This window comes from Saccharothrix sp. NBAS 001, from assembly GCF_056640475.1.
Genome location: NZ_CM153251.1, coordinates 8,165,138 through 8,187,085 on the forward strand (window position 1 = coordinate 8,165,138; position 21,948 = coordinate 8,187,085).

Sequence of the window (21,948 nt, forward strand, 5' to 3'; positions counted from 1 at the left end):
GTGCCGGGCGTGGTCGGTGGTGGTCATGCGGCGGAAGGTTCGGTGGGCGTGTGTGGTCGGGCGAACCCGGAGGCGAGCGCGTAGCGGATCTCCCCACCCGGCAGGCCGGCGGCGTGGGCGGCGTCGGCGAGCGCGGCCACGACCTGGTCGCGGTCGATCCATCCGGCCTGGGCCATCCCGGCCAGTCGGGTGGCGGAGCGGAAGAGTTTGCGGTTACGTCCGGAGTCCGGTGTCATCTCGGCGAGTTCGGCGCAGGCCGATCGGAGCGCGGCGGCGGCATAGCGGGCGTGGCGGTCGCCGCCGTCGGTCGTTGCTGGCGCCGGTCGTGGCGAGGTGGGGCCGGCCGGCATGGCGGTGGTGTGACGGTCGTGGCCGGTGCGGAGCAGTTCGACGGTGAGCCAGTCGGGCAGTGCGGCCGGGGCGAGGGTGGTCGAGGCGCGTCGGTAGGTGCCGGCCGGGGTGGTGGAACCGGGTAGTACGACGTAGCCGCCGTGGGCCTTGATGTCGATCTGCCAGCCCAGGCCGGTGCGCACCGTGTCGTCTCCGTCGCGGACACGGCCGCTGCTGGACTTCCACTGGCCCGGCTCGGCGGTGTAGAGCAGGTGCAGCCCGCCGGAGGGGGTCTCCGTGATCAGGGTGTCCACGTCGAACGCCTGCCCGCGCAGACCCGCCAGGCAGGCATAGGTGTCGATCCCGTCCGCCGGCGGCGGGTTGTCCGCCGGCCAGGGCTCGCCGTTGAGCGGTTGGGCGGGCGGGGTGCCGCCGTGGGCGTCGAGGTCGACGGCCAGCAGCCCGGACACCCCCAGGTGCACCGCCCACACGCTCGTGCGCCACCGCGCCGCCCACCGGCCGATCACCTGCGTGTCGGCGGTCGCGGCCCACACCCCGTGACACAGCGCCCCCTCGGCCCTGGTCAGGCACGGGCACTCGGCTGCGGTGTGCCTTCCCCCGCCGCGACAGTCCGGGCAGCCGGCCAGTGGGCGTTTGGTGCCGGGGTGCAGAGGCAGCACGTGCCAGCCGTGCCGGCGGGCCACCCACAGCGCGACGTCGGCGGCGGTGGCATGGGTAGCGGTCATGACGGTGTCCTCTCTGGTGGGCAGCAGGGGTGTGGTCGGTCAGGCGGTGTGGCCGAGTGAGCGGGCAACGGCGCGGATCAGGAATTCGGCGGCGGGGGGTGTGACGCCGTTGCCGAGTTGCTTGACGCGTTCGCGTTTGGTGCCGGTGACGATGTAGTCGGGGGTGAAGGCCATGGCGGCCTGGATCTCGGGGACGGTGAGCATCCGGAAGGTGCAGTCCTCGACCTGTGGCGGCTGGGTGTCCCAGCCCACGAGGGACTGGTGGCCGGCGGTGGTCAGGGTGCGCATGGGTTCGCCGACCGGGGTGGACAGGTGGCTTCCGTGGCCGCGTGGGGTGTTGTGGCGGACGAGCATGTGGTGGTTGCCGTTGGCGGTGACGGTCGCGAGGGGTTCGCGGACGTCGCGTGCGGTGGAGCCGCCACCGCGGAGTTCGGCGATGAACGCCAGGCCGTAGCGGTCGAGGGTGGTGAGGGTGCCGATGGGCCGGTCGGCGGGGTGGGCGGTCTCGGCGGTGGAGTAGTAGGGCACGACCAGGGCGGACTCGTGGCGGGTGGTCTGCGTCCTGAGTGGTGCCGATACCGGTGCGGCGGTGTTGCCGGTCCGGCCCTCGACCGGCACGATCAGTCCTTCGTTCTCCCGGGTGGTGCGTGCCCGGAACGGCGAGGACACGGGTTGGGGGTCTTCGTTCCAGGTGCCGCCCGAGGGGACCGGTTGCGGGCCGCCGTAGCGGGCCAGTCCGGCGCGGATGCGGGCGAGGGTCTTGTCCGACAGGGGTTTGTCGCGGTCGCCGATCCGCTCTCCGGTGGTGGACCAGTCGATGGCGGAGGATGCGGGCAGCGTGTGGGGTTCGACCTGTCGGCCGCAGCCGGGTGTGGTGCACACGTAGACGTACTGGGACCGGTACCTGCCCCACCGGGGCAGCGGCCACGTCTTCGACCGGGCCTTGAACGCCTGCCTGGCCTCCACCTCACGGTCGCACCCCGCGCACCACCCGCGCGGCCGGACTTCCAGGTCGGGGTGCGGGTTGCCCTTGCGCCAGAACACCACGTACATCCGGTCCCGGGACTGCGGCGCGCGCGGCGCGGCGATCGCGGGAGCGTGCATCGAGTTGAGGAACACGACCTGGTGGTCGTAGCCGTAGGAGTCCATCGCCATCAGCCACGCGCCGAACGGTTCCCAGTTCGCCGCGTCGACCACGTTCTCCACGATCACCGCGTCGTACCGGTGCACCTCGGCGAACCGGGGCACGTCCCACATCGTCGCCCGGGACCGCTCCGCGACGTGGTCGGGCACCGGTTGGTCGAACAACGCCAACGCGTCCGAGGTCGTGCGCTTGCGGCCCTTGGCCACGGAGTGGTTCGTGCACTCCGGCGACGCCCACAGGATGTTCGTCCGCCGGTAGCGGCGCGGCTCCACCTGCGAGATGTCCGCGCAGTCGTGCGCGCAGAACGGGAAGTTGACCTGGTGGGTTTCGATGGCGCGCGGCGAGTGGTTGGCCGCCATCGCCAACTCCACACCGGGGACCGCCGTCGCTCCCAACCCCGAACCACCCGCACCGCAGAACAGATCCGTCACGGTCAACATGCGAACTCCAGAAAGGTCGGTCCGGCAGGACATGCCGGGTGTCACGTCCCCGGTATGTCCTGCCGGAATGCGTTGGGGTGTCAGGGGTTGCCGTGTCGTCGTGCGCGTCGTTCCGCGCGTTGTTCGCGGCGGGCCTGTGCGCGTGCTTCCCGGCCGGTGCCGGTGGGGTCGCCGGTGTGGTGGATCCACGCGGAGTCGCCGTGGGTGACCACGGTGGTGGTCGGTCCGGCCGGGGTGGGCGGGGCCGTGCTGCCGTGCCGGCCGGTGGTGTCCGGACTGTCCGGGGTGTCGACGGTGACGCCGCCGGGTCCGAAGTGGAAGACGGTGCCGGGTCCGAAGTTGACGTTCTGGGCGGTGTACTGGTGGCCGGAGCCGAGGTTGACCGGGCCGGCGGGGTGATCGATGTGGGTGAGGTGGGTGGCGGTGATCCGGCCGATCCGTGTGCTGCCGGGTCGGGGCGGCGGGGGTGTGTCGGTCACGTCCCTGTCCTGTCCTGCGGTGTCGTGGGCGTGCGTGTCTCCGCGTCCGGTGTCCTGTGTGGCCGGTCGTGCGGCGTCTTTGGCTGCCTGGTGGGCGGTCTTGGCGTCGGCGAGCCGGTGCCGCGCGGCGGTGACCTGGTCGGGGTCGCCGCCGGCCTTGGCGTCGCGGAGGGCTTTGCGTGCCCGTGAGACGGCCTGCCTGGTGTTCTGGGTGGCTTTGCCGCCGCCGTGGCGGCATCGGCGTCCGCCTGCTCTGCACATGTCACGTCCCTGGTGTGAGGTGGGGTTTCCCGGTGTGGTGTCAGCGTTTGGCGGCGCGCGCCTGGCAGGCGGGGCAGACGGTGTGGCCGGAGAGGCGGGGGAACCAGACGCGGTCGCCCTCGGGGATGGTCCGGCCGCACTGGGTCGTGACTTGGCCGTTCCACCAGGAGCGGGTGCCGATGTGCGTGACGGGTTTGGCCATGGCAAACCGACCTCTTTCGTTACCGTGAGTAGCGGTGTGGGCGTGTGCGGGGTCGGCGCGCGGGCGGTGTCGCGGGTGCCGGCGCGTGGCGCGTGCTGGGTGGTCAGGGAAGGTGCGGGCAGGGAGGAAGCGGCCCGGTTCCCGGGGGTTTCCGCTGGTCCCGCGCTATGGTTGTGGATCTTCCCTGTGGGTTGTCGGTGCTGGTGGGGGCAGGGAAGCAGGGTGAGGGAAGGGGTCAGGGGAAAATCCCTGTCCCGGTGGTGGTTCCCTGTCCGCTTCCCTGCCGCCGGCGGGATGTTCCGAGGGGCGGTCAGGCGTCGTCGTCGGTGTCGTCGTCGCCCAACTCGTCGTCACGCAGGGTGATGGCAAGGGTGATGTCGTCGCGGCGGAGGACGCTTTGTCCGTCGCTCTTGGCGATGGGGACGCCGGTTTCGCGCAGGGCGGCGGTGAGGGTCTTGGAGGTCCAGTCGCCGTAGTGGTGGGGGTTGAGGTCGGCCAGTCCGTTCAGGACGGTGATGGTGCGCAGGCGCTTGTCCTCGCCGAGGACGCGGGCCAGGTCGGACAGGAAGTCCGGGGTGGACTCGTCGTCGTCGTCGTTGCTGCTGGTGGGGGTGGGGACGTGACCGGTGCGCAGGGTCATGGCCCGGTCGGTCACCTCGGCCACCTCGTCGGTGGTGAGGTAGTGGGAGCGGAGCAGGCCGGGTTTGGCCATGACGCCGCGCACCATGCTGGTTCCGACGTCGCCGGGTCCTTCGGCGGTCTTGGGTTCCAACGACACGGCGGTGACGCCGGACTTGTGGCTGCCGGTGCCGAGCACGGCGTCGTTGGAGACGTGGTCGCCGATGGCGAACGCGATCTTGCACGAGACGACGGCCATCACCTTGCGCGGCAGGGAGGTGGTCGACGGTTCCGGGGTGGCGAAGACGAGCGTGATGCCGTACTTGCGGGCGGCGGCGATCAGTTTGACCGCGACGTCCGCCGCCGCCTCGCCGTGGTCGGCGTCCATGAACAGCGCCTGGCACTCGTCGATCACGACCACGCGTGGGCGCAGCCGGGCGTCCCTCTCGGCGAGCTTGCGGGTCACCGCCCGCGCGCCGTGTTCCTTGAGCGCCCGGCCGCGCACCTCCAACTCCTTGTACAGGGCCAACAGGGTGTCGACCGCCGCTCCGACCACGTCGGCGTCGGCCCCGGTGCGCAGGGTGCGCAGCCGCGGGGCCATCGGGTCGTAGTCGGCGTTCTGCGCCAGCACGAACACGTCGATCTCGACCAGGGGGTCCAGCATCGCCCCGCACAACAGGGTGATGATCAGCGTCGACTTGCCCGACCCCATGATCCCCGCGACCGCGTAGTTCGCCTCGGACAGCCGGCCGGTCACGCGTTCGCCCCGGATGTTGACCCCCAACGGCACCCCGGCGAAGTAGTCCGCCGTCTCCCGGTCGAGGTCGGCCAGCAGCGGCCACGGGTCGACCGGGCCGGACAGGGCTCCGGGGTTGGCCACCCACAGGTCCAGCACGCCGGGCTGGTCACGCGGTTCGGACGGCCACACCTCGACGGGCAGCCGGACCAGGTTGTGCGCCAACAGGTTCTTGCGCTTGACGATCTCCTCGACCGGCACGCCCTTCGGGAGCACGAGCTGCATCCGCCAGCCCCGGCCGTCCACGTGCGGTACCTGCACCCAGGTCGGGGTGATGGTGCCGCCCCACCCCTGCTTGAACGCATCCCGCAACGCGGGCAGCCCGTTGAGGTGCCGCAGGGCGGACAGCACCGCCGACTCGTCCGGGATGATGTCGCGCCCGTCCGCCGGCACCGCTTCCGAGTTCGCGGCCCACAGGGGCAGGGTGCCGCGCGAGCGTCCGACCGGGATGGTGCGCGCGGCCCACACGGCCGCGCCGCCGATCGCCCACGCCCACCAGTGGCCGCCGGCCGGGGACAGCTCGGCCACCGTGGTCCAGAAGCCGACGACGCCGTCCCACCGGTCGGCCAGCGAGCCCGCGCCGATCACCGACTGCACGGCGGCGTGGCCCAGGACCACCACGTGCACCCCGCCGACGAGCAGGACGATCCCGCCCGACCAGCGCAGCACCTCGATCCGGCGTTCCCGGCCGCGCTGCGCCACCCCGGCCCGGCGGCGCTCCAGGGTCTCTTCCAGTTCGCGCAGGGTGTGGAAGTCCTCGGCGCTCTTGGCGTTGATCCGCAGGGTGGTGATGGCCTGTTCCAGGTCGAGGTGCTTGCGCCGGTTGCGGCGTTCCTCCCGGCGGATCCGGGACCCGGCCAGCGCGTAGCCGGCGGTGCGGACCGCGACACGGCCGGCGCGGCGGGTCCGGTCGTGGGTGACCCCGGTGCGCACCACCCGGGCCACGGTCCCGGCCGCGTCCCGCACCCGCTGCGCGGCGAGACGCCGGTCCAGCTCGGCGGACTCCGCTTCGGTGAGCACCTGCCCGGTGATGGCGTCGTCGGCGACCAGGTCCGCGCCGGGCACGGTGCCGTCCGCGCGGCGCAGCGGCACGACCTGTCCGGCCTCGTGCTCGTCGGCGGGGTGCTGGGGGTCGTGGGCGGTGGTCATGCCGTCACCTCCTGTCGGGTGCCGCCCTCGTCGGGGCCGTCGTCACGGGTCGTGGGGAACAGGACGTTGTGCACCGCGCGGGCGTGCTCCGCGCGGCAGCGCAGGAAGCGCTGTACCTCTGTGCGGGACGGGGCGGCGGGAAGCCGCTCTCCGTCGATGGCGGCCCGGACCCGGGCCGCGTAGCGCACGATCTTCGGGTCGATCGGCGCGGCGACCGTTTCCGCTGTTCCCGGTGTGTGCGCGTGGCCGGTCGGGGCGGTGGGTGCGGGCAGGGCGGTGAGGTAGTCGCCGATCTGCGCGGCGATCTCGTCGCCGAGCGTTCCGACCCCGTCCGCGACGGGCAGGCCGGGCACGGTCGCCGGGACCAGCCGGGTGCGGCCGAGCCGGCGGTGGAGGCGGACGGTGCCGGGGGTGTGCACGAGGGTGGCGGTGCCGTCGGCGGCGAGCACGGCGGCGGCGTGGCGCAGGGCGGCGCGGCGGACCGCGACCACCCGCCGGTCGGCCAAGCGCTGGAGCCGCAGTGCTGCCCGCTGTTCCCGGGTCTTGCGGGGTCCGGAGCGGTCGGCGGTGTCCACGATCTGGTGGACCACGACCCCGCCGACCGCCACCAGCGCCATCACCACCCCGTCGACCACACCGCCGCCCTCGACGGACAGGCCGTGCAAACAGGCGAGCGTGGCGGACACCCCGGCCGAGAGCCACAACCCGACCAGCAGCCGGCCGGTCGGCCGTCCGGCGCGGCGGGCGGCGGCCAGCGCGAACGCGAACGCCCACATCGCCGCTTCGCTGTAGAGGGGCATGGTCCAGCCGGGCGCGCCGTACAGATCGTGGCCGAACCCGGCGATCGCGGACCACGCCAGCAGCGCCGGGACCAGGATCACCGGCACGAACAACAGGTCGATCGTGTGCGCCCGGATCCAGCCGGACACGGCCGTGAGCAGCCGGGCCCGGCGGGCACGCGCCGCGTCCTTGTCCCGACGCCGCTGGGCGTCCGCGTGGTCTCGCTCGGCCCGACGCCGCTCGGCTTCAGCGGTCTTGTCGGCGCGAAGGCGTTCGGCGTCGGCGGCCATGTCCGCCCGGCGGATCTCCGCGTCGGCCCGCCGGTTGGCGCGGCGTTCGTCCTGCCACGTGCTCATCGGGACACCTCCTGTCGGGTCAGGCGGAACGGGGATCGGTTGCGGGACAACGGGAAGCGGTGGTGCGATGAGCTGGAGCGCCGGGCCAGCAGGGTCAACGCGAGCGCGGGCAGCCCGACCGCGACCAGGACGGCGGTGGGGCTCTCGGTCTGGGTGATGACCAGCCACTGGGTCAGGCCGATCAGTCCGGCGACCATGAGCAGCTTCCACAGCGCGATCACGGCCACCAGGGCGAGTGCTGCGACGAGTAGCAGCAAGGGGGTGGGGATGGTCACGGGGTCACCTGCCCGTGGTTGTCGCCGTCGCGCAGCACGCGGGGGCGGTGCACGTCGCGGTGGGTCAGTTCGACGGTGAACCCGTCGGCGGTCAGCAGTGCGGCCATGGTTTCGGCCAGGGCGGCGGCGCGGTGCTTGCCGCCCGCGCAGCCGAACGCGATCGTGAACGGCTTGCGGGCCACGTCGGCGGTGTAGGTGACCTGTCGCAGCGTGTCCAGCAGGGTGGCCGCGCCGGGGGTGGACAGCACCGCGTCGCGCACCGCCGGCTCGCGCCCGTCGGAGTCGAGCAGGCCCGCCACGCGGGCGGGGTCGCGCAACAGCCTGCGCACGTCCACCGTGATCTCGGCTTCCGGCGGGGCGGCGTGCAGGTAGCCGAACGAGACGATCCGGATGGGCCGCCGGTCGACGGTGTCGCCGGAACGCTCGTCCGCGAGTTCGCTTCCGTGGGTGTTGTTCGACATGCTGGGGGTTCCTGTCTCGCGAAGTGATGCGGGATGTGGGGACCGGACCGGCGGCGTTCTTCTTGGCGGGAGTGGGCCGCCGGTCCGGGCGAGATGTGTCGATCCGGGCTGCCGGATCACAGGTCTGTCGCGGTCACGCCGTACTCGGCGGCGAGCCGGCGGACCGCCCGCTTCAGCGCGGCGTGGCGCTCGTCGTCGGCGGCCAGCACATCGCGATTGGTCGAGGTGCCGAGGTACCGGGCGTTCCTCGATGTCTCGAAGGCTTCCACCGTCGCAAGGTCGTCTTCACACGTCGACCGATGGGAATTCCTGATCGCGGCGGTGAGACTGGACAGATCCACTGTTTCTCCTGAACTCTCGAAAGGGCGAACGAGAACGGAACTCAGGCCGCGCACGCGGGCCGCGCGAACCCAGTCGGCCGTGCGCGGGCGACCTGCCGGGTGGGCCGGCCCGGGCAGGCGACACGGTGGGTGCCGGAGTGCACCCGCACCATCCGTCCGTCCCCGAGTCGGGCCAGCACGGTCGTCACGCCGCAGCCCTGCTTGCAGCTGCGGACGGTGCCGTCGGGGTCGGGAACGGGCAACGCCGTGCACGCGTCGCGGCCCATCACGCAGCCCCCGCCGACGCCAGCCCGGACAACACCGGGCCGACCCGGTGGTTCAGCTCGTCCACCACAGCCCGAACCGCATCCCGGGCCGCGACCAGATCCGGGACACCCGCGCGGTAACGCGGCATCGGCAGCCCCGCCGGCAGCGGCACCCGCACCGTCAACGTCGGCAGCACCACCGGCCGGCGGTTGTCGTCGGGCGCGAACCACGACTTCTCGCCACCCCAGGACTCGGATCGCCAGGAGTCCCACCCCGACCTCAGCCGGCGGTCCAGCCCCGCGGGCAGGGCCGACACCACCGTCAGCGCCACCGCCCACCGGCCGTCCTCACCCCAGTGCCGCCCGATCTCCGTCACCCGCGGATCCACCACCACGTACCCGGGCGACATCACCGGCGGCACCGCGATCACCAGCGCCGCCAACGCGAACTCCGCCGGATCCTCGACCGGCACACCGTCCACACAGAACAAACGGGCGCGGTCCGCCAGGTACGCACCAAACCTGGACCGACCGGCACTCGCCCGCTCCCGGTCGTACTGGTCAGCCACTCGGAACGGCACTCCGACCCCGCCGGACATCACGCCACCCGCCCGACCGCCGCGACACGCACCGACGTGACCGGCCGGTGGGCCACCGTCAAGTTGGGGAACTCGTCCTCCAGTTCCCGCACTGCCTGCGCCAACGACACCCCGTATCGCGCGACCTCGCCGTTGACCGCCCGCGCCAAGATCCTGAGGTTCCGACGCACCCGTGCCGATCCGTCCACCAACGCTGACGTGGGTTCGTGCCCTGCGGCGATCTCCACCGACACCTGCGCCACCAGGGCTTCTACCGCCGCCAACTCCAGGCCGTCCGGCGTGTACGACACAGCCAAGACGTCCAAGCCATCCGCGTCGAACGAGACCTGACTACCCTCACGCGACTCCTGGTCGACTACCGGGGTAAACCAGTCAAAGTTGGCATCCATCGCGTCTCCTGCACGTCTCTCAGCTCGCACGTTGCGAGCCTCCCTGTGGTGTCCACTGCGGCCAGCAGTGCCGACCCCCAACAGGACACCACGGGTAAACCCATCGCGTCAAGTCCCCTAAACCATCGGGTTTGGCCCACCTAGTCGCCCGGCTGGTCCGTAGCCAGGGAAGTCGCAGGTAGGCTAGAGTTAAGGCCCCCTAGACGCTGAGCGGAGCTGTGCTGGTGGATGACTTGGAACGCGCTACTGCGATCGCGGATCCACGCGAACGAGCGCTGACAATCGGCCAGATGATCGACCAACACCAAGTGCTGATCGGTGACCTTTCTCGCCTGCGACGCGAAACCCTGGAAGAATTGTTGGCGACAGGCATGTCTCAGAAGCAGATCGCCGACTTGCTCGACATGTCAAAGGGGCGCGTTTCGCAGCTGCTCACAGCAGGCATGCGCCCCGAACGATCGTTCTACGGCACCGGGAAGCTGACGGTGGCCATCGGCGCTAAGCGTGAAGAGAACCGTGCGGACCCGAGCGACGTACTGTCGGCCGAATCGTTTGCCGCGTTCGAAATCCTGAGCAAGTCGGCTCGACACGTTGGACTGGATGCGAGCTACGAGGTCGTACCAGCGCCAGGCAACGTGGACCTCAACCGACCGAACCTCATCGTTCTCACCAATCCCAGGCTTCTGCCGTTCCTCAGTCAGGTGATGGGTGCAGACCCTCACATTCGCTATGTCTCAGACGAACGCGGATGGCACCTGGTCGACATCACGACCGGGCAAGAGTTCAGGTCCCCGCGCGATGATGGCGAAAATGCCGACTTTGGATACGTGGGCCGCCTGCCGCGCCCGGACGGAAAAGGTACATTTCTCTATCTGGCAGGCACCCACGCTCCCGGCACTTTCGGTGCTGCACGCTATGTTGTGGACAATCTCGGTGAACTCTACAAGGATCTAAAGACGCGCAGGTTTTCTACGGTGGTGCGTTTCGAGTTCGAGAAGGGAAGTCAACTGGCGACTCGCAGCATCACGCTGGCCACGCCGATCTACCGACACGAAGGCTGACGGCGATGCAGATCCGTTTGGCGACGGCGGCCGGACAACCTGGTACGCCCAACGAAGATCGCGTCTTGGCCGATCCCGGCCTATTCGTCATCTTGGATGGCCTTACCGCGCGTACAGACACTGGTTGCCTCCATGGTGTCGCATGGTTTGCCGACCAACTCATAGCTAAAATCGCCGAACTTTCACCCTTGCCGCCCAAGCAGGCACTCGGTAGAGCCATAGAACACGTCGCGGACATGCATGTCGATACATGCGACCTAAAGCATCCCGCAACGCCGTGCGCGGCAGTCGGAATCGTTCAGATTCAAGATCGTCAACTTCACTACCTGACCCTTGGCGACATCACGCTCGTTTTCGACCGTGGCGAAGATGAACTGGTTGTGACGGACCGAAGGATTGAAAGGACCGCGATCGCCGAACGTGCTTTCGCGGACTCCTTGCCAAGCGGGTCACACGAAAAGGCGACTGCACTCGTAAAGATGAAGCACGCGGAGCTTGCCGCAAGAAACACCGAAAGCGGCTATTGGATTGCCGGTTCTGATCCCAGAGCCGCCGAGCATGCCTTGATTGGGGAAATCGAGTCCAGCGACGTGCGCAGGCTTGCCATGCTCACTGATGGTGCCGCACGCGCGGTAGATATGTTCGGAATCTTGAATTGGTCGGAAGTGTTAAACATTCTTTCCGTTGAGGGCCCAGGCGAACTGATCGGCCAGGTGCGCCAAGTCGAAGATTCCGACTCGTCGGCTACCGTCTGGCCTCGAAACAAAAAATCTGACGATGCATCTGTGATTTTCGTGAACCTTGGGTGAAGCCCCCCCGGCTTCAGCAGTGTTCGATGCAGTCACAGGGGCCAGGCAAGGTAGAGGCGCTGCCTGGTGTTGGGCGACAAAGCTGCCTGGGTCAGCCCTCTTCGCGCTGCGCCATGCGACGGAGATCCGCCTTCAAGGTTTCGACCTTCCACCGCGCCTGGCCGCCCGCGGTGACCAACTCTGGCTCTACGAGGCCCCTCGCCCACCAGCGCGCGAGCGTGGCGCGGGATACGCCAATGGCCTGGGCAGCTACGCCCGTACTCACCAGCTCGCTTCGCGTCACGCATTCACTCTGATGGACCATTCGTTCCAGATGTGGCTAGGTGAGACGCTTGTCCCAGATTTGACGCACTAGACTGATGCGTCAGTTGCGACGGATGACGACCTAGGCACACGGGGGTTGCCGGTGGGGTTCCAGATCACGCTGACAGAGAGCCAGGTGGCCGAGATGTGGGCCTACCTCGCGCGGTGCGTCAACGAGCTTGAGAGCCGACTGCGGGACGACGACATCGGTGGGGCGAACGCGCTCATGGACCAGGTGTTGAGCCAAGCAGGCCGAGGCTGTCATGACCTGATCCTTGATGCGGTCGCCAAGACCAGAGGTCAGGCGGACTGGCGGACGTTCATCCCCCGCGAGTAGTGCACGCGGCTGTCGACTGCGCCCACGTACGGGGGTGGACCGCCCAAATCTTCTGATTGCCGACGTCGACCGGGAGTCACCCGCGTACGCGGGGAAGACCACGTGCACTGTCCGAAAACGCGATAGAGCCTCGGACCACCCCGCGCGCGCGGGGAAGATTGGCAGACTGCGGCCCTCGCCGAGCCGGTCGAGGGACCACCCCCCCGCGTGCGCGGGAAGACCTGTTCATTGGGGCCATCGCAGAGATGGAAGCCGGACCACCCCCGCGTGCGCGGGGAAGACAGCCCAAATAAGGCCGCCCTCACCACGGCGTTGGGACCACCCCCGCGTGCGCGGGGAAGACACTTCCTACACTGGGACTTTACCCGCCGACACTCCAGTTTTCATTCGGTCTGCCAGGGTCTCGTAAAGCCGTACGAGCAGCCCTGCTAGCCCGCGCGGAGCTAGTAGGGCTGTTCTGCGGGGTTTGGCGGCTCTGGATGCGGGTTTCAAACCCGCCGTCCATGTCAAACCCGCGCCCAAACCCGCGCCCTATCACCGCAGTTCAGAGGGCACTTCGTCCGCACCGTGCGGGTTTGCGGGTTTGTTTTCTAACTCTAAGAAGGGGGAAAGTGTCAGTCGTACAAGGTGGCGGTGGCGGAACCCACCGGCGAGCGACTGGCACTGAGTGGCAACCACCTCGACCGCAGGTGTACGAACTGGACGTCCACGGACACGCCGTAGCCTCTGAACTGCATGAAGCAGGTAGTCAAGAGACTCTCGGCTTCGCAACTCCGGCCCGCCTGCGGCCAGGGGTGTGACCGACCCTGGCGTACTGCTACATGGCGAACATCGGACACGGGGCGTACTCTTTCTCTCTCATGGTAATGCAAGATAATGGAGGCGACTTTGGAGTCGACGGCAGCGAAGTTGCGGGAGCAACTAGCGCAAGTAGTCCCGATTCGGCCCCGTATTCCGGATGATGTGGTGGCACGCATTGTCATGTTGCTGGGTGCGGATGACATCGAGTATGTAGACGCAGATGTATGGCTAGATGGCGAATATAGTGGAGGTGAGATTGTCGTAGCTACCCCGGATAGGTTCATTAAGTCCGATTGGCGTCGACCAGGTCGCCATGGCGATGGGAAGCAGTCGACTGTATCGACCAGTTCCTGGAGCAGGAGTCGCCTTCGTGAAGTGAAAGTATTTGCTGACCCGGGTTCGAAGATCAATTTGGATGACTTCTGGGATGTGGATAACTTCAATCGTTGGCCGCATGGTGCGCAGGTTTCACTCATTTTTGAAGGCAGAAAGGATAGTCTATTGCTGCCCCTGGCGGACGGAAATATCGTTCAGCGGCATGGTGTATTTCCTGCTTTTTTGGGTAGTTTGGTCGCGGATTTGCGGTAGCGGTAGCCCGTAATCAATGAAACCCATGTCTTCGGCGGGCGGTCAGGTTTCCCGGATGGCAGGGATCGCCTTCGGCCGCCGGTCCGTTCGGTGCGGGAGCGCCATCTCGACGGCCTTCGCGGTACCGTCGCGTCGAGCAGCAGGCTTCCTGGTGGCAGCGTGATCGGGCTGCGCAAGGTCGACGGGAAGATGGACTGGGCGCGTGCGCCGTGGTTGCATTCGTGGTGGCGTTCGCCGACGATCGGGCACGTTCGCGGACGACCGCTGTATCTCGCTGTCCTGGGAAAACGTGCTTCACGTACGGTGCTGGTCGGTGGTTCGCAGACCTCGAAAGCGTGTGAGGTGAAAGCCTCCGTGGGTTCAAATCCCACCGCCACCGCAGATGAGAGCCCCTGTCGCCGGTCATGGCGACAGGGGCTCTCTGCATCTCGTCTCGGTTTTCGTCTCAGTTGCGAGCCGCTAGGCCGGTATCGGCACCCCGGCCGCCCCCTCGTCGTCGTCCGGTTCGGCGGACGCGTCGGCGGGCTTCCAGAGCAGTCCACCGACTCGTTGGGCCACGTCGCGCCGGATCGCTGCGGTGATGTGCTGGTACCGCGCGGCCATCGCCGTGTTGGACCAGCACATGATGCCCATCACCGTCCGGTCCGGGACTCCGAGCAGCAACAGCACCGTCGCGGCCGTGTGGCGGGCGTCGTGCAGCCGCCCGTTGGGCACGCCGGCGTCGGTGAGCAGCCGCTTCCACTCCGACCAGTCCGTCCGAGGGTTCAGTGGACCACCGGTCGCCGTGGTGAACACTTAGCCGGTCTCCGTCCACAGTTGCCCGGCCGTCCGGCGCTCTTGGTCCTGAGCGGCCTTGTGGCCCTCCAGCAGCGTCACCGGTTCCGTCAGGCAGCCCGAGCGCCTCGCCCTGCCGCAGCCCCAGCGCCAGGGCGATGGCCCACCGCGCGCTGTTGCGCTGCACCTGGTGAACGCGCCCGGACTTCGACCCGGTGGTCGTCACCTTCCGGTAGAGCTTCTCCAGGCGTTCCGGTTCGAGCTTGTAGATCCGGTGTTTGCCGATGCCCGGAACGAGGTGGACCCGAACAGCCGTCCTGTCATGACGTGGTTCAGTAGCCACTGGCTGAGTGTTGGCCGGTTACCGTGATCGAGGCGAGGGTTCCGCGCTTGACGGTGCCGTGCAGGGGCACGATGACCGTGCGGCCGTCCTGGTGAGTGGCAGACCGCGTGGCTGCCCTTGGTGCGGGTGTGCTCGAACTCCAGCGACTCCGGTGCGCGGGTGACCTTCCTGACGGGGAGGTCGGACAGGGCCGGACTCACGCGGCCGTGCCGGGCACCTGGAACGAGGTCACCAGCGGGGTGGCTGTGACCCGCCCCCACGTCTCCGATGCGGTCAGTCGCGGGTGGCGGCTTGGGCGTACAGGGTGGCGAGGTACTCCTGGTACTTCGGGCGGATCGTCGGGTCGGGGAAGGTCGCCAGGTAGACGTCGAAGTAGATCGATCTCGTCAGGTCGAGCCAGGCGGCCCGGTCGAGGGTGTTGACGTGGTCTTCGCGGGCGATCAAGCAGAGGTCGGCCAGGGCTTCGGTCGCCTTGTCCGGCGATTCGGGTTCCATGTCGGGTTGCACGTAGCCGATGGGTGATCGTTCGCAGCGCAGGTCCAGCCGGCGGCCGTATTCCCGGAAGAGGCGGAACTTGGCGAGTGACGACCTCGAATCGGTGACCGGCGGCGAGATCTCGAACAGGTAGCTCTCGGTGGTGAGGATGTTCGTGGTCAGTCTGCGGACTCTGGCGAACAGTCGGGTGGGAACGTTGCCGGGCAGTTCGGACGGCGTGGCCGTGGCCAGGTAGTTGATCAGCGCGTACGACTTGGCGAAGTTGATCGTGACGCAGATGAAGCCCAGCACTTTGCCGCGCTGCACCGCCAGGAAGAGTTGGTGGGCGAGCGGTGTTTCCCGGGCGTTGCGGCTCATCGTTCGTAACGCGCGTTTCGACCGTGGCGCGATTCTCTTGTTGGTCATGTGGTCCGCGATGACCACCGGCGACATCTGTTGGGACGGTTCGATGCGTTCCAGGTACAGCTCGGCGAACTGGTAGTAATACCGGTCGTAGTTGCGTGAGGTGAACCGGACTATGCGGAACCGGCTTTTCAGCCCTTCGGTGGTGAGGTAGGCGATCAGGGCCGCCAGGACGGCTGTCGCCACCTTCCACGCGAGGTCGCCCACTCCGCTGGACAGGGTGATCACCTCGGCTCCCGGAGCGGTCGGATTCCGCTGGTCGTCCGGTGCGGTGGGATCGCCGGGAACGACCAGGCGTCCACGCTAAGGCGTGACGGGAGAAGTCCGGCCGCAAGTTGCGGTAGTCAGCAGCAGTGGTTGCCGCGCCAGGCTTCGCGGCCTTCCTTCACGGCCACGGCGGCGATGGTCAGGGCGACGACCGGGTCGGCCCAGGACCAGCCGAACAGGGAGTTGAGCAGCAGGCCCACCAGGAGGACACCGGACAGGTAGGTGCACAGGAGGGTTTGCTTCGAGTCGGCTACCGCGCTGGCCGAGCCCAGTTCACGGCCCGCGCGCCGCTGGGCCGTGGAGAGGAAGGGCATCACCAGCAGTGACACGGCCGCCAGGGCGATTCCCACGGGCGAGTGGTCGGCGGTGTCGGCTCCGGCCAGGGTGCGGACCGCTTCGACGGTGACGTAGCCCGCCAGGGCGAAGAACGACAAGGCGATGACCTTGAGGGCGGTGCGTTCGCGTGCCTTGGGGTTCGGGCCGGCGAACTGCCACGCCACGGCGGCGGCCGAGGCCACCTCGATGATCGAGTCCAGGCCGAAGCCGATCAGGGCCGTGGACGAGGCGACCGTGCCCGCCGTGAGGGCTACTGCGGCTTCGATCACGTTGTAGGTGATCGTGGCGGCTACCAGCAGTCGCACGCGTCTGGTCAGGACCGCGCTGCGGGCCGGGGTCGTCCGGGGCGGGGTGCAGCAGGCGTCGGGGCAGGTGTTCGGCTCGCCCGGGGTGGTCAGGCCCAGGTCGCTCATCGGACGGCTCCCTGCGGTGTCACGGGCTCGTCCAGGCACGGCTCGGCGGTGTCGACGGCCAGGACGACCTTCACGAGTTCGCTCAGCGCGCGGGCCAGGTGCTCGTCGGCGAGGGCGTAGTGGACCTGGCGGCCCTCGTAGGTGGCCACGACCAGGCCGCAGCCGCGCAGGCACGACAGGTGGTTGGAGACGTTCGACCTGCTCAGGGTCAGGTGGTCGGCCAGTTGTGCGGGATAGCTGACGCCGTCGAGCAGGGCCACCAGGATGCGGCACCGGGTGGGGTCGGCCAGTGCCCGGCCCAGACGGGCCAGGGCGTCTTCGCGGGTCTCGCACTTCAGCATGCGGAGAACTGTACAGCGGTGGCTGTACTACAGCCGAGGGTGAATTGCCGCCTGGTCGGGTTGTCGCCTGCGTGAGCCGCCTGCTGGATGTGGGGAGCGGAGGTGGGTGGGGTGGGGTGCGCTCCGGGTCGAACGCCGGTGGTCGCCCGCCGTGCGAGCCTTTGGCTGTGCGGTGCGCGATCTGGTCGGTGCGTTCGGGGCTGACGAACGTGATCCCGCGCCGTCGCAAAGCTTGGCGTGTCGAGGGATGCGAGTAGGCCTTGTCCGCGATCACGACGTCGGGTCGCGATCGCGGACGTCCCGGCCCGTCGCGCCGGACTCGGATGCCGTCCGGCAGGGGCGCAGATCACGCCAGGGCGCGCCGGTGCGCAGCTTCCACAGGATCGCGTCGACCACCTGCCGGTGATCGCGCCACCGCCGACCGCCACCCGACACCGGCGGCAACGGCTCGATCGCCGCCCACGCCCGATCCGTCGACTCACCACGACCGACCACCGCACACAGATGTCAGACGACCTGATCAGCGGCTTACAGGACACCGCCTGGGCGGCGGAGGGTGTCCGGGTGGCCTGGGGTGGCGGGTGGCCTGGGGTGGCGGGGGCGGCGATGACGGTGTCGCCGTCGATCATCGCGTCGGTGGTGATGACGCTGAGCATGGTGGCCATGTTCGGGGCGAGCATCCCCGCGCCCTTCACGAAACCGCCGACCGACCAGCCGTCCGGGTGCGCCGCCCACGACTGCTTGGGGTGGGTGTCGGTGGTCATCACCGCCGTCGCGGCGGCCAGCCCGGCGGCGTCGCCGGCGGCGAGTTCCGCGGCGGCGGCCTCCACGCCCGCCGTGAGCCTGCCCATCGGCAGGCGTTCGCCGATCAGACCGGTCGAGCACACCGCGACCTCGACGGCACCCACACCGAGCACGGCGGCGACCTTCTCCGCGGTGGCGTGGGTGTCCCGGAAGCCCCCGGGGCCGGTGCACGCGTTCGCGCCGCCCGAGTTGAGCACCACGGCGGCGAGCCTGCGCTCCTTGAGCACCTGTTGCGACCACAGGACGGGCGCGGCCTTCACCTGGTTCGTGGTGAACACGCCGGCGGCGGCCCGACCGGGGCCCTCGTTCACGACCAGCGCCAGGTCGAGCGCGCCGGACTCCTTGATGCCGGCGGCGACGCCCGCGGCCTTGAAGCCCTTCGGTCCGGTCACACCGCGGTCGCGGGTGGGGCGCTGCGCGGGTGCGGGGCCGGTGAAGGAGGGTTGGCGAGGGCAGTAGCGTGAGATGGGTCACGTTACGGAAAGTGTTGGGAGGGTTACTGGAGATGACGGTTACCGATGAGCTGGACGCGCCCAGCCCGGACGAGGTCGGGGCGGCTTACGACGAGTTCGGCGACCTCTACGCACTGACCATCGGGGACGTCGGGCTGCACGTCGGGTTGTGGTCGCAGCCCGGTGCGACCGAGCCCGCGACGACGCTCACCGACCTGGCCAACCGCGCCCAGGAACGGCAGACCGACCACCACCTCGACCTGCTCGGCCTGACCGCCGAGGACCACCTGCTCGACATCGGCTGCGGAAACGGGCGGCCCGCCGTCCGGATCGCCCGGCGCAGCGGGGCCCGGGTCACCGGGGTCACCGTCAGCCACGGGCAGGTCGACCTGGCCGGTTCGGCGGCCCGGGAGGCCGGGCTCGCCGACCGGGTGTCCTTCGGCTACGGCAACGTGCTGGGCCTCGACTTCGCGGACGGGTCCTTCGACGCGGCCCTGGCGATCGAGGTCTACCCCCACCTCGCCGACCGGCAGCGGGCGTTCCGCGAGACAGCCCGGGTGCTGCGGCCCGGCGGGCGCTTCCTGGTCAGCGACTTCACCGCGCGCGGCACCCCGGCGCCGGGGGAGGTGGCCGCGTTCCGGCAGACCTGGCTCTGCCCGCTGCCGACCACGCCCGCGAAGGTGCTGGAGATGGCCGCCGCCGCCGGCCTCGAACTCGTCTCGGTCGAGAACCAGACGCAGAACCTCGCCTTCTGCGGCGACCTGATGGAACTGCTCTACACCCAGCGGAAGGAGGAGATCGTCGCTCGCTATGGAGTTGAGTTGTTCGACCGGATGGAGCCCGTCGTCCGGCTGGCGTGCTCCTACACCCGCGACCACCTCGGCTACTACGTCTTCCTGTTCCGGAAGCCCGAGTAGGCGGGACCGCCGGAGGCGTCGGCTGCCTCGTCAGGCCGCCGACGCCTCCGTCATGTGCGCTGTGCTCGGGCGCGGCGCTGGGAGGGCCACCGGGCCGGCACGTGATCAACCTTACCCTATTGTCGAACACACGTTCGAGTGATCGTGGGGAATCCCCCGTGCGAGTTAGGCCACGCAGACGTTAGGTCTGTGGCCTACTCACACGCATGGTCAACAGTTAGTGACGGCTTCTTTCGCAGTTCACTCGTTCCGGGGAGGATGCGCGGACCCGCCAACTTCCGGAGGATCCGTTGAGACCAAGTCCGCTCCGCGTCGGATTAGCGGCCGCCGCCGCTTCGGCCGTGTCCCTCGCCCTGGTGGCACCCGCGTCCGCCGCGCCCAGCCCGGACGCCCTGATCGCCGAGGTCTACGGCGGCGGGGGCAACTCCGGCGCCACGCTCACCCAGGACTTCGTCGAGCTGGCCAACCGGGGCTCCGCGCCGGTGTCGCTGGCCGGGTGGAGCGTCCAGTACCTGCCGGCGGGCGCGAGCGCGGCCAGCCAGTGGCAGGTCACGCCGCTGACCGGCGCGATCGAGCCCGGCAAGCGCTACCTGGTGGCCGAGGCGAAGGGCGCCGGCGGCACGGTCGAGCTGCCCGCGCCGGACGCCACCGGCTCGATCGCCATGTCCGCCACCGGCGGCACGATCGCGCTGGTCACCGCCACCACGGCGCTGACCTGCAAGACCGCCGCCGACTGCGCGGCCGACACCCGCGTGCGCGACCTGGTCGGCTACGGCACGTCGACCGTCGTCCGCGAGGGCACGCCGACCGGCAACCTGTCCAACGCCACGGCCGCCGCGCGCCCGGCGCTGGTGGACACCGACAACAACGCCGCCGACTTCGCGGTGGGCGCGCCCACGCCGGTGAACTCCAAGGGCCAGGGCCCCGGCGACCAGGAGCCGGAGCCGGAACCCGGCGACAAGCGGATCCGCGACATCCAGGGCACCACCCGGGTCTCGCCGCTGACCGGCACGAAGGTCGCGGGCGTCCCCGGCGTCGTCACGGCCACCCGCGCCACCGGCGACCGCGGTTTCTGGATCCAGGACACCACTCCGGACAACGACCCGCGTACCAGCGAGGGCGTGTTCGTCTACACGGCGGGCCTTACGCCGACCGTGGAGCCGGGCGATTCCGTCCTGGTGAGCGGCACGGTCGCGGAGTACCGGCCGGGCGGTGACACGGCGAGCAACTCGAACCTGACGCTCACCGAGATCACCAACGCGACGGTCACCGTGCTGTCCAAGGGCAACGCGCTGCCCGCACCGATCGTGCTGACCCCGCCGGACGGGTTCGTCCCGACGGCCGGCGGCGGCAGCATCGAGGCGTTGGACCTCGACCCGGCGGCGTACGGCCAGGACTACTACGAGTCCCTCGAAGGCATGTACGTCCAGGTGGACGACGCCCGCGTGGTGGGCCCGACGAACAGCTTCGGCGAGACGTGGATCACCACGAAGCCGACCCAGAACCCGACCGTGCGCGGCGGCACCAACTACCTCGGCTACGACCAGCCCAACAGCGGCCGGATCAAGGTCAAGGCCGGTAGCGCCACCCCGCAGTCGAGCAACGTGGGCGACGTGTGGCGCGGCGCGACCGTGGGCAACGTCGAGTACACGAACTTCGGCGGCTACACGCTGGCCACGAAGACCGTGGGCACCTACGCGTCCGGCGGCATCACGCCGGAGAAGACGGACGCGGCGCGCTCTTACGAGCTGTCCGTGGCCACGTACAACGTGGAGAACCTCGCCGCGACCAACGACCAGGCGAAGTTCGACCGCCTGGCGGCGGCCGTGGTGAAGAACCTCTCGTCGCCGGATGTCGTGGTGCTGGAGGAGATCCAGGACAACAACGGCGCGACCGACGACGGCACGGTGGCGGCGGATGCGACGTTCACGAAGTTCGTGGACGCGATCGTGGCCGCAGGCGGCCCGCGCTACCAGTGGCGGCAGATCGACCCGCAGAACAAGACCGACGGCGGTGAGCCGGGCGGCAACATCCGGGTGGCGTTCCTGTTCAACCCGGCGCGGGTGTCCTTCGTGGACCGCGCCGGCGGCGACGCGACGACCCCGGTGTCCGTGGTGAAGCAGAACGGCCGCGCGGCGCTGTCGGCGTCGCCGGGCCGCATCGACCCCGCGAACCCGGCGTGGAACAGCAGCCGCAAGCCGCTGGCGGGCGAGTTCAAGTTCCGGGGCTGCACGGTGTTCGTGGTCGCGAACCACTTCAACTCGAAGGGCGGCGACCAGTCGCTGCACGGTCGCTACCAGGAGCCGGTGCGGTCGTCGGAGGTGCAGCGCGCGGCACAGGCCACCGCGTTGCGCGCCTTCGTGGACCAGGTGAAGTCGGTCGACAAGGGCGCGAACGTCGTCCTGGCGGGTGACATCAACGACTTCCAGTTCTCGCCGGCGATCGCCACGCTCACGGCGGGCGGTTCGGTGGTGGACCTGATCGCGACGCTGCCGGCCGCGGAGCGCTACAGCTACGTGTTCGACGGCAACTCGCAGACCCTCGACCACATCCTGATCAGCGCCAACATCAACCGGTACCGGTACGACGTGGTGCACATCAACGCCGAGTTCGCCGACCAGGCCAGCGACCACGACCCGCAGGTCGTCAAGCTGCGCCCGAGCACCGGCATCGCCCAGGTCGACAAGCTGGTCTTCCTGCTGGAGGACCTGCTGGAGTGCCTGCCGAGGCCGTGACACGTGCGAAAGCCCGCAGACAGCCGTGAGGCCGGGACGGCGGGCATGAAAACCGAGAGGCCCCGTCCGGGTGAACCGGGCGGGGCCTTTTCGTGCCGGCGGTGCGGGGGCTCGACGGCGGCCCGCCCACGACAGAGCCCCGGCACCTGACGGCACCGG

At 69.4% G+C, this 21,948-nt stretch carries 21 protein-coding genes and 2 pseudogenes; 6 read left to right on the forward strand and 17 right to left on the reverse strand.

Annotation, left to right across the window (positions count from 1 at the left end; translation table 11 throughout):
• Positions 1-23: 23 nt before the first annotated feature.
• From AC0HI0_RS36000 to AC0HI0_RS36050, 11 genes are all read right to left on the reverse strand, one after another.
• Positions 24-1,076 carry a bifunctional DNA primase/polymerase gene (locus tag AC0HI0_RS36000; RefSeq protein WP_480927937.1) on the reverse strand — a complete coding sequence of 351 codons (1,053 nt, stop codon included), beginning with the start codon at positions 1,074-1,076 and terminating at the stop codon, positions 24-26.
• Between the two features lie 39 nt (positions 1,077-1,115).
• Positions 1,116-2,660, reverse strand: a complete 1,545-nt coding sequence (locus AC0HI0_RS36005) for a DNA cytosine methyltransferase (protein WP_480927938.1) — start codon at positions 2,658-2,660, stop codon at positions 1,116-1,118.
• Positions 2,661-2,740: 80 nt separating this feature from the next.
• Positions 2,741-3,139, reverse strand: a complete 399-nt coding sequence (locus AC0HI0_RS36010; RefSeq protein WP_480927939.1) for a hypothetical protein — start codon at positions 3,137-3,139, stop codon at positions 2,741-2,743.
• 773 nt (positions 3,140-3,912) lie between these two features.
• Positions 3,913-6,165, reverse strand: coding sequence for an FtsK/SpoIIIE domain-containing protein (locus tag AC0HI0_RS36015; protein WP_480927940.1), 2,253 nt, complete (start codon positions 6,163-6,165; stop codon positions 3,913-3,915).
• Positions 6,162-7,301, reverse strand: a complete 1,140-nt coding sequence (locus AC0HI0_RS36020) for a hypothetical protein (RefSeq protein ID WP_480927941.1) — start codon at positions 7,299-7,301, stop codon at positions 6,162-6,164. The genes AC0HI0_RS36015 and AC0HI0_RS36020 overlap by 4 nt, the downstream gene beginning before the upstream one ends.
• On the reverse strand, positions 7,298-7,576 hold the full coding sequence (locus AC0HI0_RS36025; protein WP_480927942.1) for a hypothetical protein: 279 nt from the start codon (positions 7,574-7,576) through the stop codon (positions 7,298-7,300). The genes AC0HI0_RS36020 and AC0HI0_RS36025 overlap by 4 nt, the downstream gene beginning before the upstream one ends.
• A complete protein-coding gene (locus AC0HI0_RS36030; RefSeq protein ID WP_480927943.1) occupies positions 7,573-8,037 on the reverse strand; it encodes a RapZ C-terminal domain-containing protein in 465 nt (154 codons plus the stop codon). The genes AC0HI0_RS36025 and AC0HI0_RS36030 overlap by 4 nt, the downstream gene beginning before the upstream one ends.
• Positions 8,038-8,153: 116 nt before the next feature.
• Positions 8,154-8,378, reverse strand: a complete 225-nt coding sequence (locus tag AC0HI0_RS36035; RefSeq protein ID WP_480927944.1) for a hypothetical protein — start codon at positions 8,376-8,378, stop codon at positions 8,154-8,156.
• Between the two features lie 41 nt (positions 8,379-8,419).
• Positions 8,420-8,644, reverse strand: a complete 225-nt coding sequence (locus tag AC0HI0_RS36040; protein ID WP_480927945.1) for a hypothetical protein — start codon at positions 8,642-8,644, stop codon at positions 8,420-8,422.
• Positions 8,644-9,096, reverse strand: coding sequence for a hypothetical protein (locus AC0HI0_RS36045; protein ID WP_480927946.1), 453 nt, complete (start codon positions 9,094-9,096; stop codon positions 8,644-8,646). The genes AC0HI0_RS36040 and AC0HI0_RS36045 overlap by 1 nt, the downstream gene beginning before the upstream one ends.
• 125 nt (positions 9,097-9,221) lie before the next feature.
• Positions 9,222-9,518 carry a hypothetical protein gene (locus tag AC0HI0_RS36050; protein WP_480927947.1) on the reverse strand — a complete coding sequence of 99 codons (297 nt, stop codon included), beginning with the start codon at positions 9,516-9,518 and terminating at the stop codon, positions 9,222-9,224.
• 317 nt (positions 9,519-9,835) lie between these two features.
• Here AC0HI0_RS36050 and AC0HI0_RS36055 point away from each other — a divergent pair, with 317 nt between their 5' ends.
• The 4 genes from AC0HI0_RS36055 (at position 9,836) to AC0HI0_RS36070 (ending at position 13,510) form a co-directional block, all read left to right on the forward strand.
• Entirely contained in the window at positions 9,836-10,672 is an 837-nt protein-coding gene (locus AC0HI0_RS36055) for a sigma-70 family RNA polymerase sigma factor (RefSeq protein ID WP_480927948.1), read from the forward strand.
• A 5-nt stretch (positions 10,673-10,677) separates the two neighbouring features.
• A complete protein-coding gene (locus AC0HI0_RS36060; RefSeq protein WP_480927949.1) occupies positions 10,678-11,481 on the forward strand; it encodes a hypothetical protein in 804 nt (267 codons plus the stop codon).
• Positions 11,482-11,887: 406 nt separating this feature from the next.
• The gene (locus AC0HI0_RS36065) at positions 11,888-12,121 is read left to right on the forward strand and encodes a hypothetical protein (RefSeq protein ID WP_480927950.1); all 234 of its coding nucleotides are present in this window, start codon (positions 11,888-11,890) and stop codon (positions 12,119-12,121) included.
• A 966-nt stretch (positions 12,122-13,087) separates the two neighbouring features.
• Entirely contained in the window at positions 13,088-13,510 is a 423-nt protein-coding gene (locus AC0HI0_RS36070) for a hypothetical protein (RefSeq protein ID WP_480927951.1), read from the forward strand.
• Between the two features lie 459 nt (positions 13,511-13,969).
• Here AC0HI0_RS36070 and AC0HI0_RS36075 read toward each other — a convergent pair whose 3' ends face one another.
• From AC0HI0_RS36075 to AC0HI0_RS36100, 6 genes and pseudogenes are all read right to left on the reverse strand, one after another.
• Complete coding sequence (locus tag AC0HI0_RS36075) at positions 13,970-14,305, reverse strand: tyrosine-type recombinase/integrase (protein ID WP_480927952.1); 336 nt, start codon at positions 14,303-14,305, stop codon at positions 13,970-13,972.
• Between the two features lie 595 nt (positions 14,306-14,900).
• Positions 14,901-15,752: a hypothetical protein gene (locus AC0HI0_RS36080; RefSeq protein WP_480927953.1), complete on the reverse strand. Its 852-nt coding sequence runs from the start codon at positions 15,750-15,752 to the stop codon at positions 14,901-14,903.
• 116 nt (positions 15,753-15,868) lie between these two features.
• Complete coding sequence (locus AC0HI0_RS36085) at positions 15,869-16,540, reverse strand: cation efflux transmembrane domain-containing protein (RefSeq protein ID WP_480934464.1); 672 nt, start codon at positions 16,538-16,540, stop codon at positions 15,869-15,871.
• Positions 16,537-16,881, reverse strand: a complete 345-nt coding sequence (cmtR, locus tag AC0HI0_RS36090) for a Cd(II)/Pb(II)-sensing metalloregulatory transcriptional regulator CmtR (RefSeq protein WP_480927954.1) — start codon at positions 16,879-16,881, stop codon at positions 16,537-16,539. The genes AC0HI0_RS36085 and cmtR overlap by 4 nt, the downstream gene beginning before the upstream one ends.
• A 127-nt stretch (positions 16,882-17,008) precedes the next feature.
• Positions 17,009-17,155 (reverse strand): annotated as a pseudogene (locus AC0HI0_RS36095) (IS5-like element ISMt1 family transposase); the annotation flags it as partial.
• 349 nt (positions 17,156-17,504) lie between these two features.
• Positions 17,505-18,077 (reverse strand): annotated as a pseudogene (locus AC0HI0_RS36100) (bifunctional ornithine acetyltransferase/N-acetylglutamate synthase); the annotation flags it as partial.
• A 113-nt stretch (positions 18,078-18,190) separates the two neighbouring features.
• Between AC0HI0_RS36100 and AC0HI0_RS36105 the strand changes: the two are divergent.
• A complete protein-coding gene (locus AC0HI0_RS36105; RefSeq protein ID WP_480927955.1) occupies positions 18,191-19,054 on the forward strand; it encodes an SAM-dependent methyltransferase in 864 nt (287 codons plus the stop codon).
• Positions 19,055-19,395: 341 nt separating this feature from the next.
• The gene (locus AC0HI0_RS36110; RefSeq protein WP_480927956.1) at positions 19,396-21,789 is read left to right on the forward strand and encodes an endonuclease/exonuclease/phosphatase family protein; all 2,394 of its coding nucleotides are present in this window, start codon (positions 19,396-19,398) and stop codon (positions 21,787-21,789) included.
• The last annotated feature ends 159 nt before the right edge of the window (positions 21,790-21,948 follow it).

Coding starts and splice junctions, on each gene's coding strand:
- AC0HI0_RS36000 (WP_480927937.1), bottom strand. CDS start 1,076: ATGACCGCTACCCATGCCACCGCCGCCGACGTCGCGCTGTGGGTGGCC.
- AC0HI0_RS36005 (WP_480927938.1), bottom strand. CDS start 2,660: ATGTTGACCGTGACGGATCTGTTCTGCGGTGCGGGTGGTTCGGGGTTG.
- AC0HI0_RS36015 (WP_480927940.1), bottom strand. CDS start 6,165: ATGACCACCGCCCACGACCCCCAGCACCCCGCCGACGAGCACGAGGCC.
- AC0HI0_RS36020 (WP_480927941.1), bottom strand. CDS start 7,301: ATGAGCACGTGGCAGGACGAACGCCGCGCCAACCGGCGGGCCGACGCG.
- AC0HI0_RS36030 (WP_480927943.1), bottom strand. CDS start 8,037: ATGTCGAACAACACCCACGGAAGCGAACTCGCGGACGAGCGTTCCGGC.
- AC0HI0_RS36040 (WP_480927945.1), bottom strand. CDS start 8,644: ATGGGCCGCGACGCGTGCACGGCGTTGCCCGTTCCCGACCCCGACGGC.
- AC0HI0_RS36060 (WP_480927949.1), top strand. CDS start 10,678: ATGCAGATCCGTTTGGCGACGGCGGCCGGACAACCTGGTACGCCCAAC.
- AC0HI0_RS36085 (WP_480934464.1), bottom strand. CDS start 16,540: ATGAGCGACCTGGGCCTGACCACCCCGGGCGAGCCGAACACCTGCCCC.
- cmtR (WP_480927954.1), bottom strand. CDS start 16,881: ATGCTGAAGTGCGAGACCCGCGAAGACGCCCTGGCCCGTCTGGGCCGG.
- AC0HI0_RS36105 (WP_480927955.1), top strand. CDS start 18,191: ATGACGGTTACCGATGAGCTGGACGCGCCCAGCCCGGACGAGGTCGGG.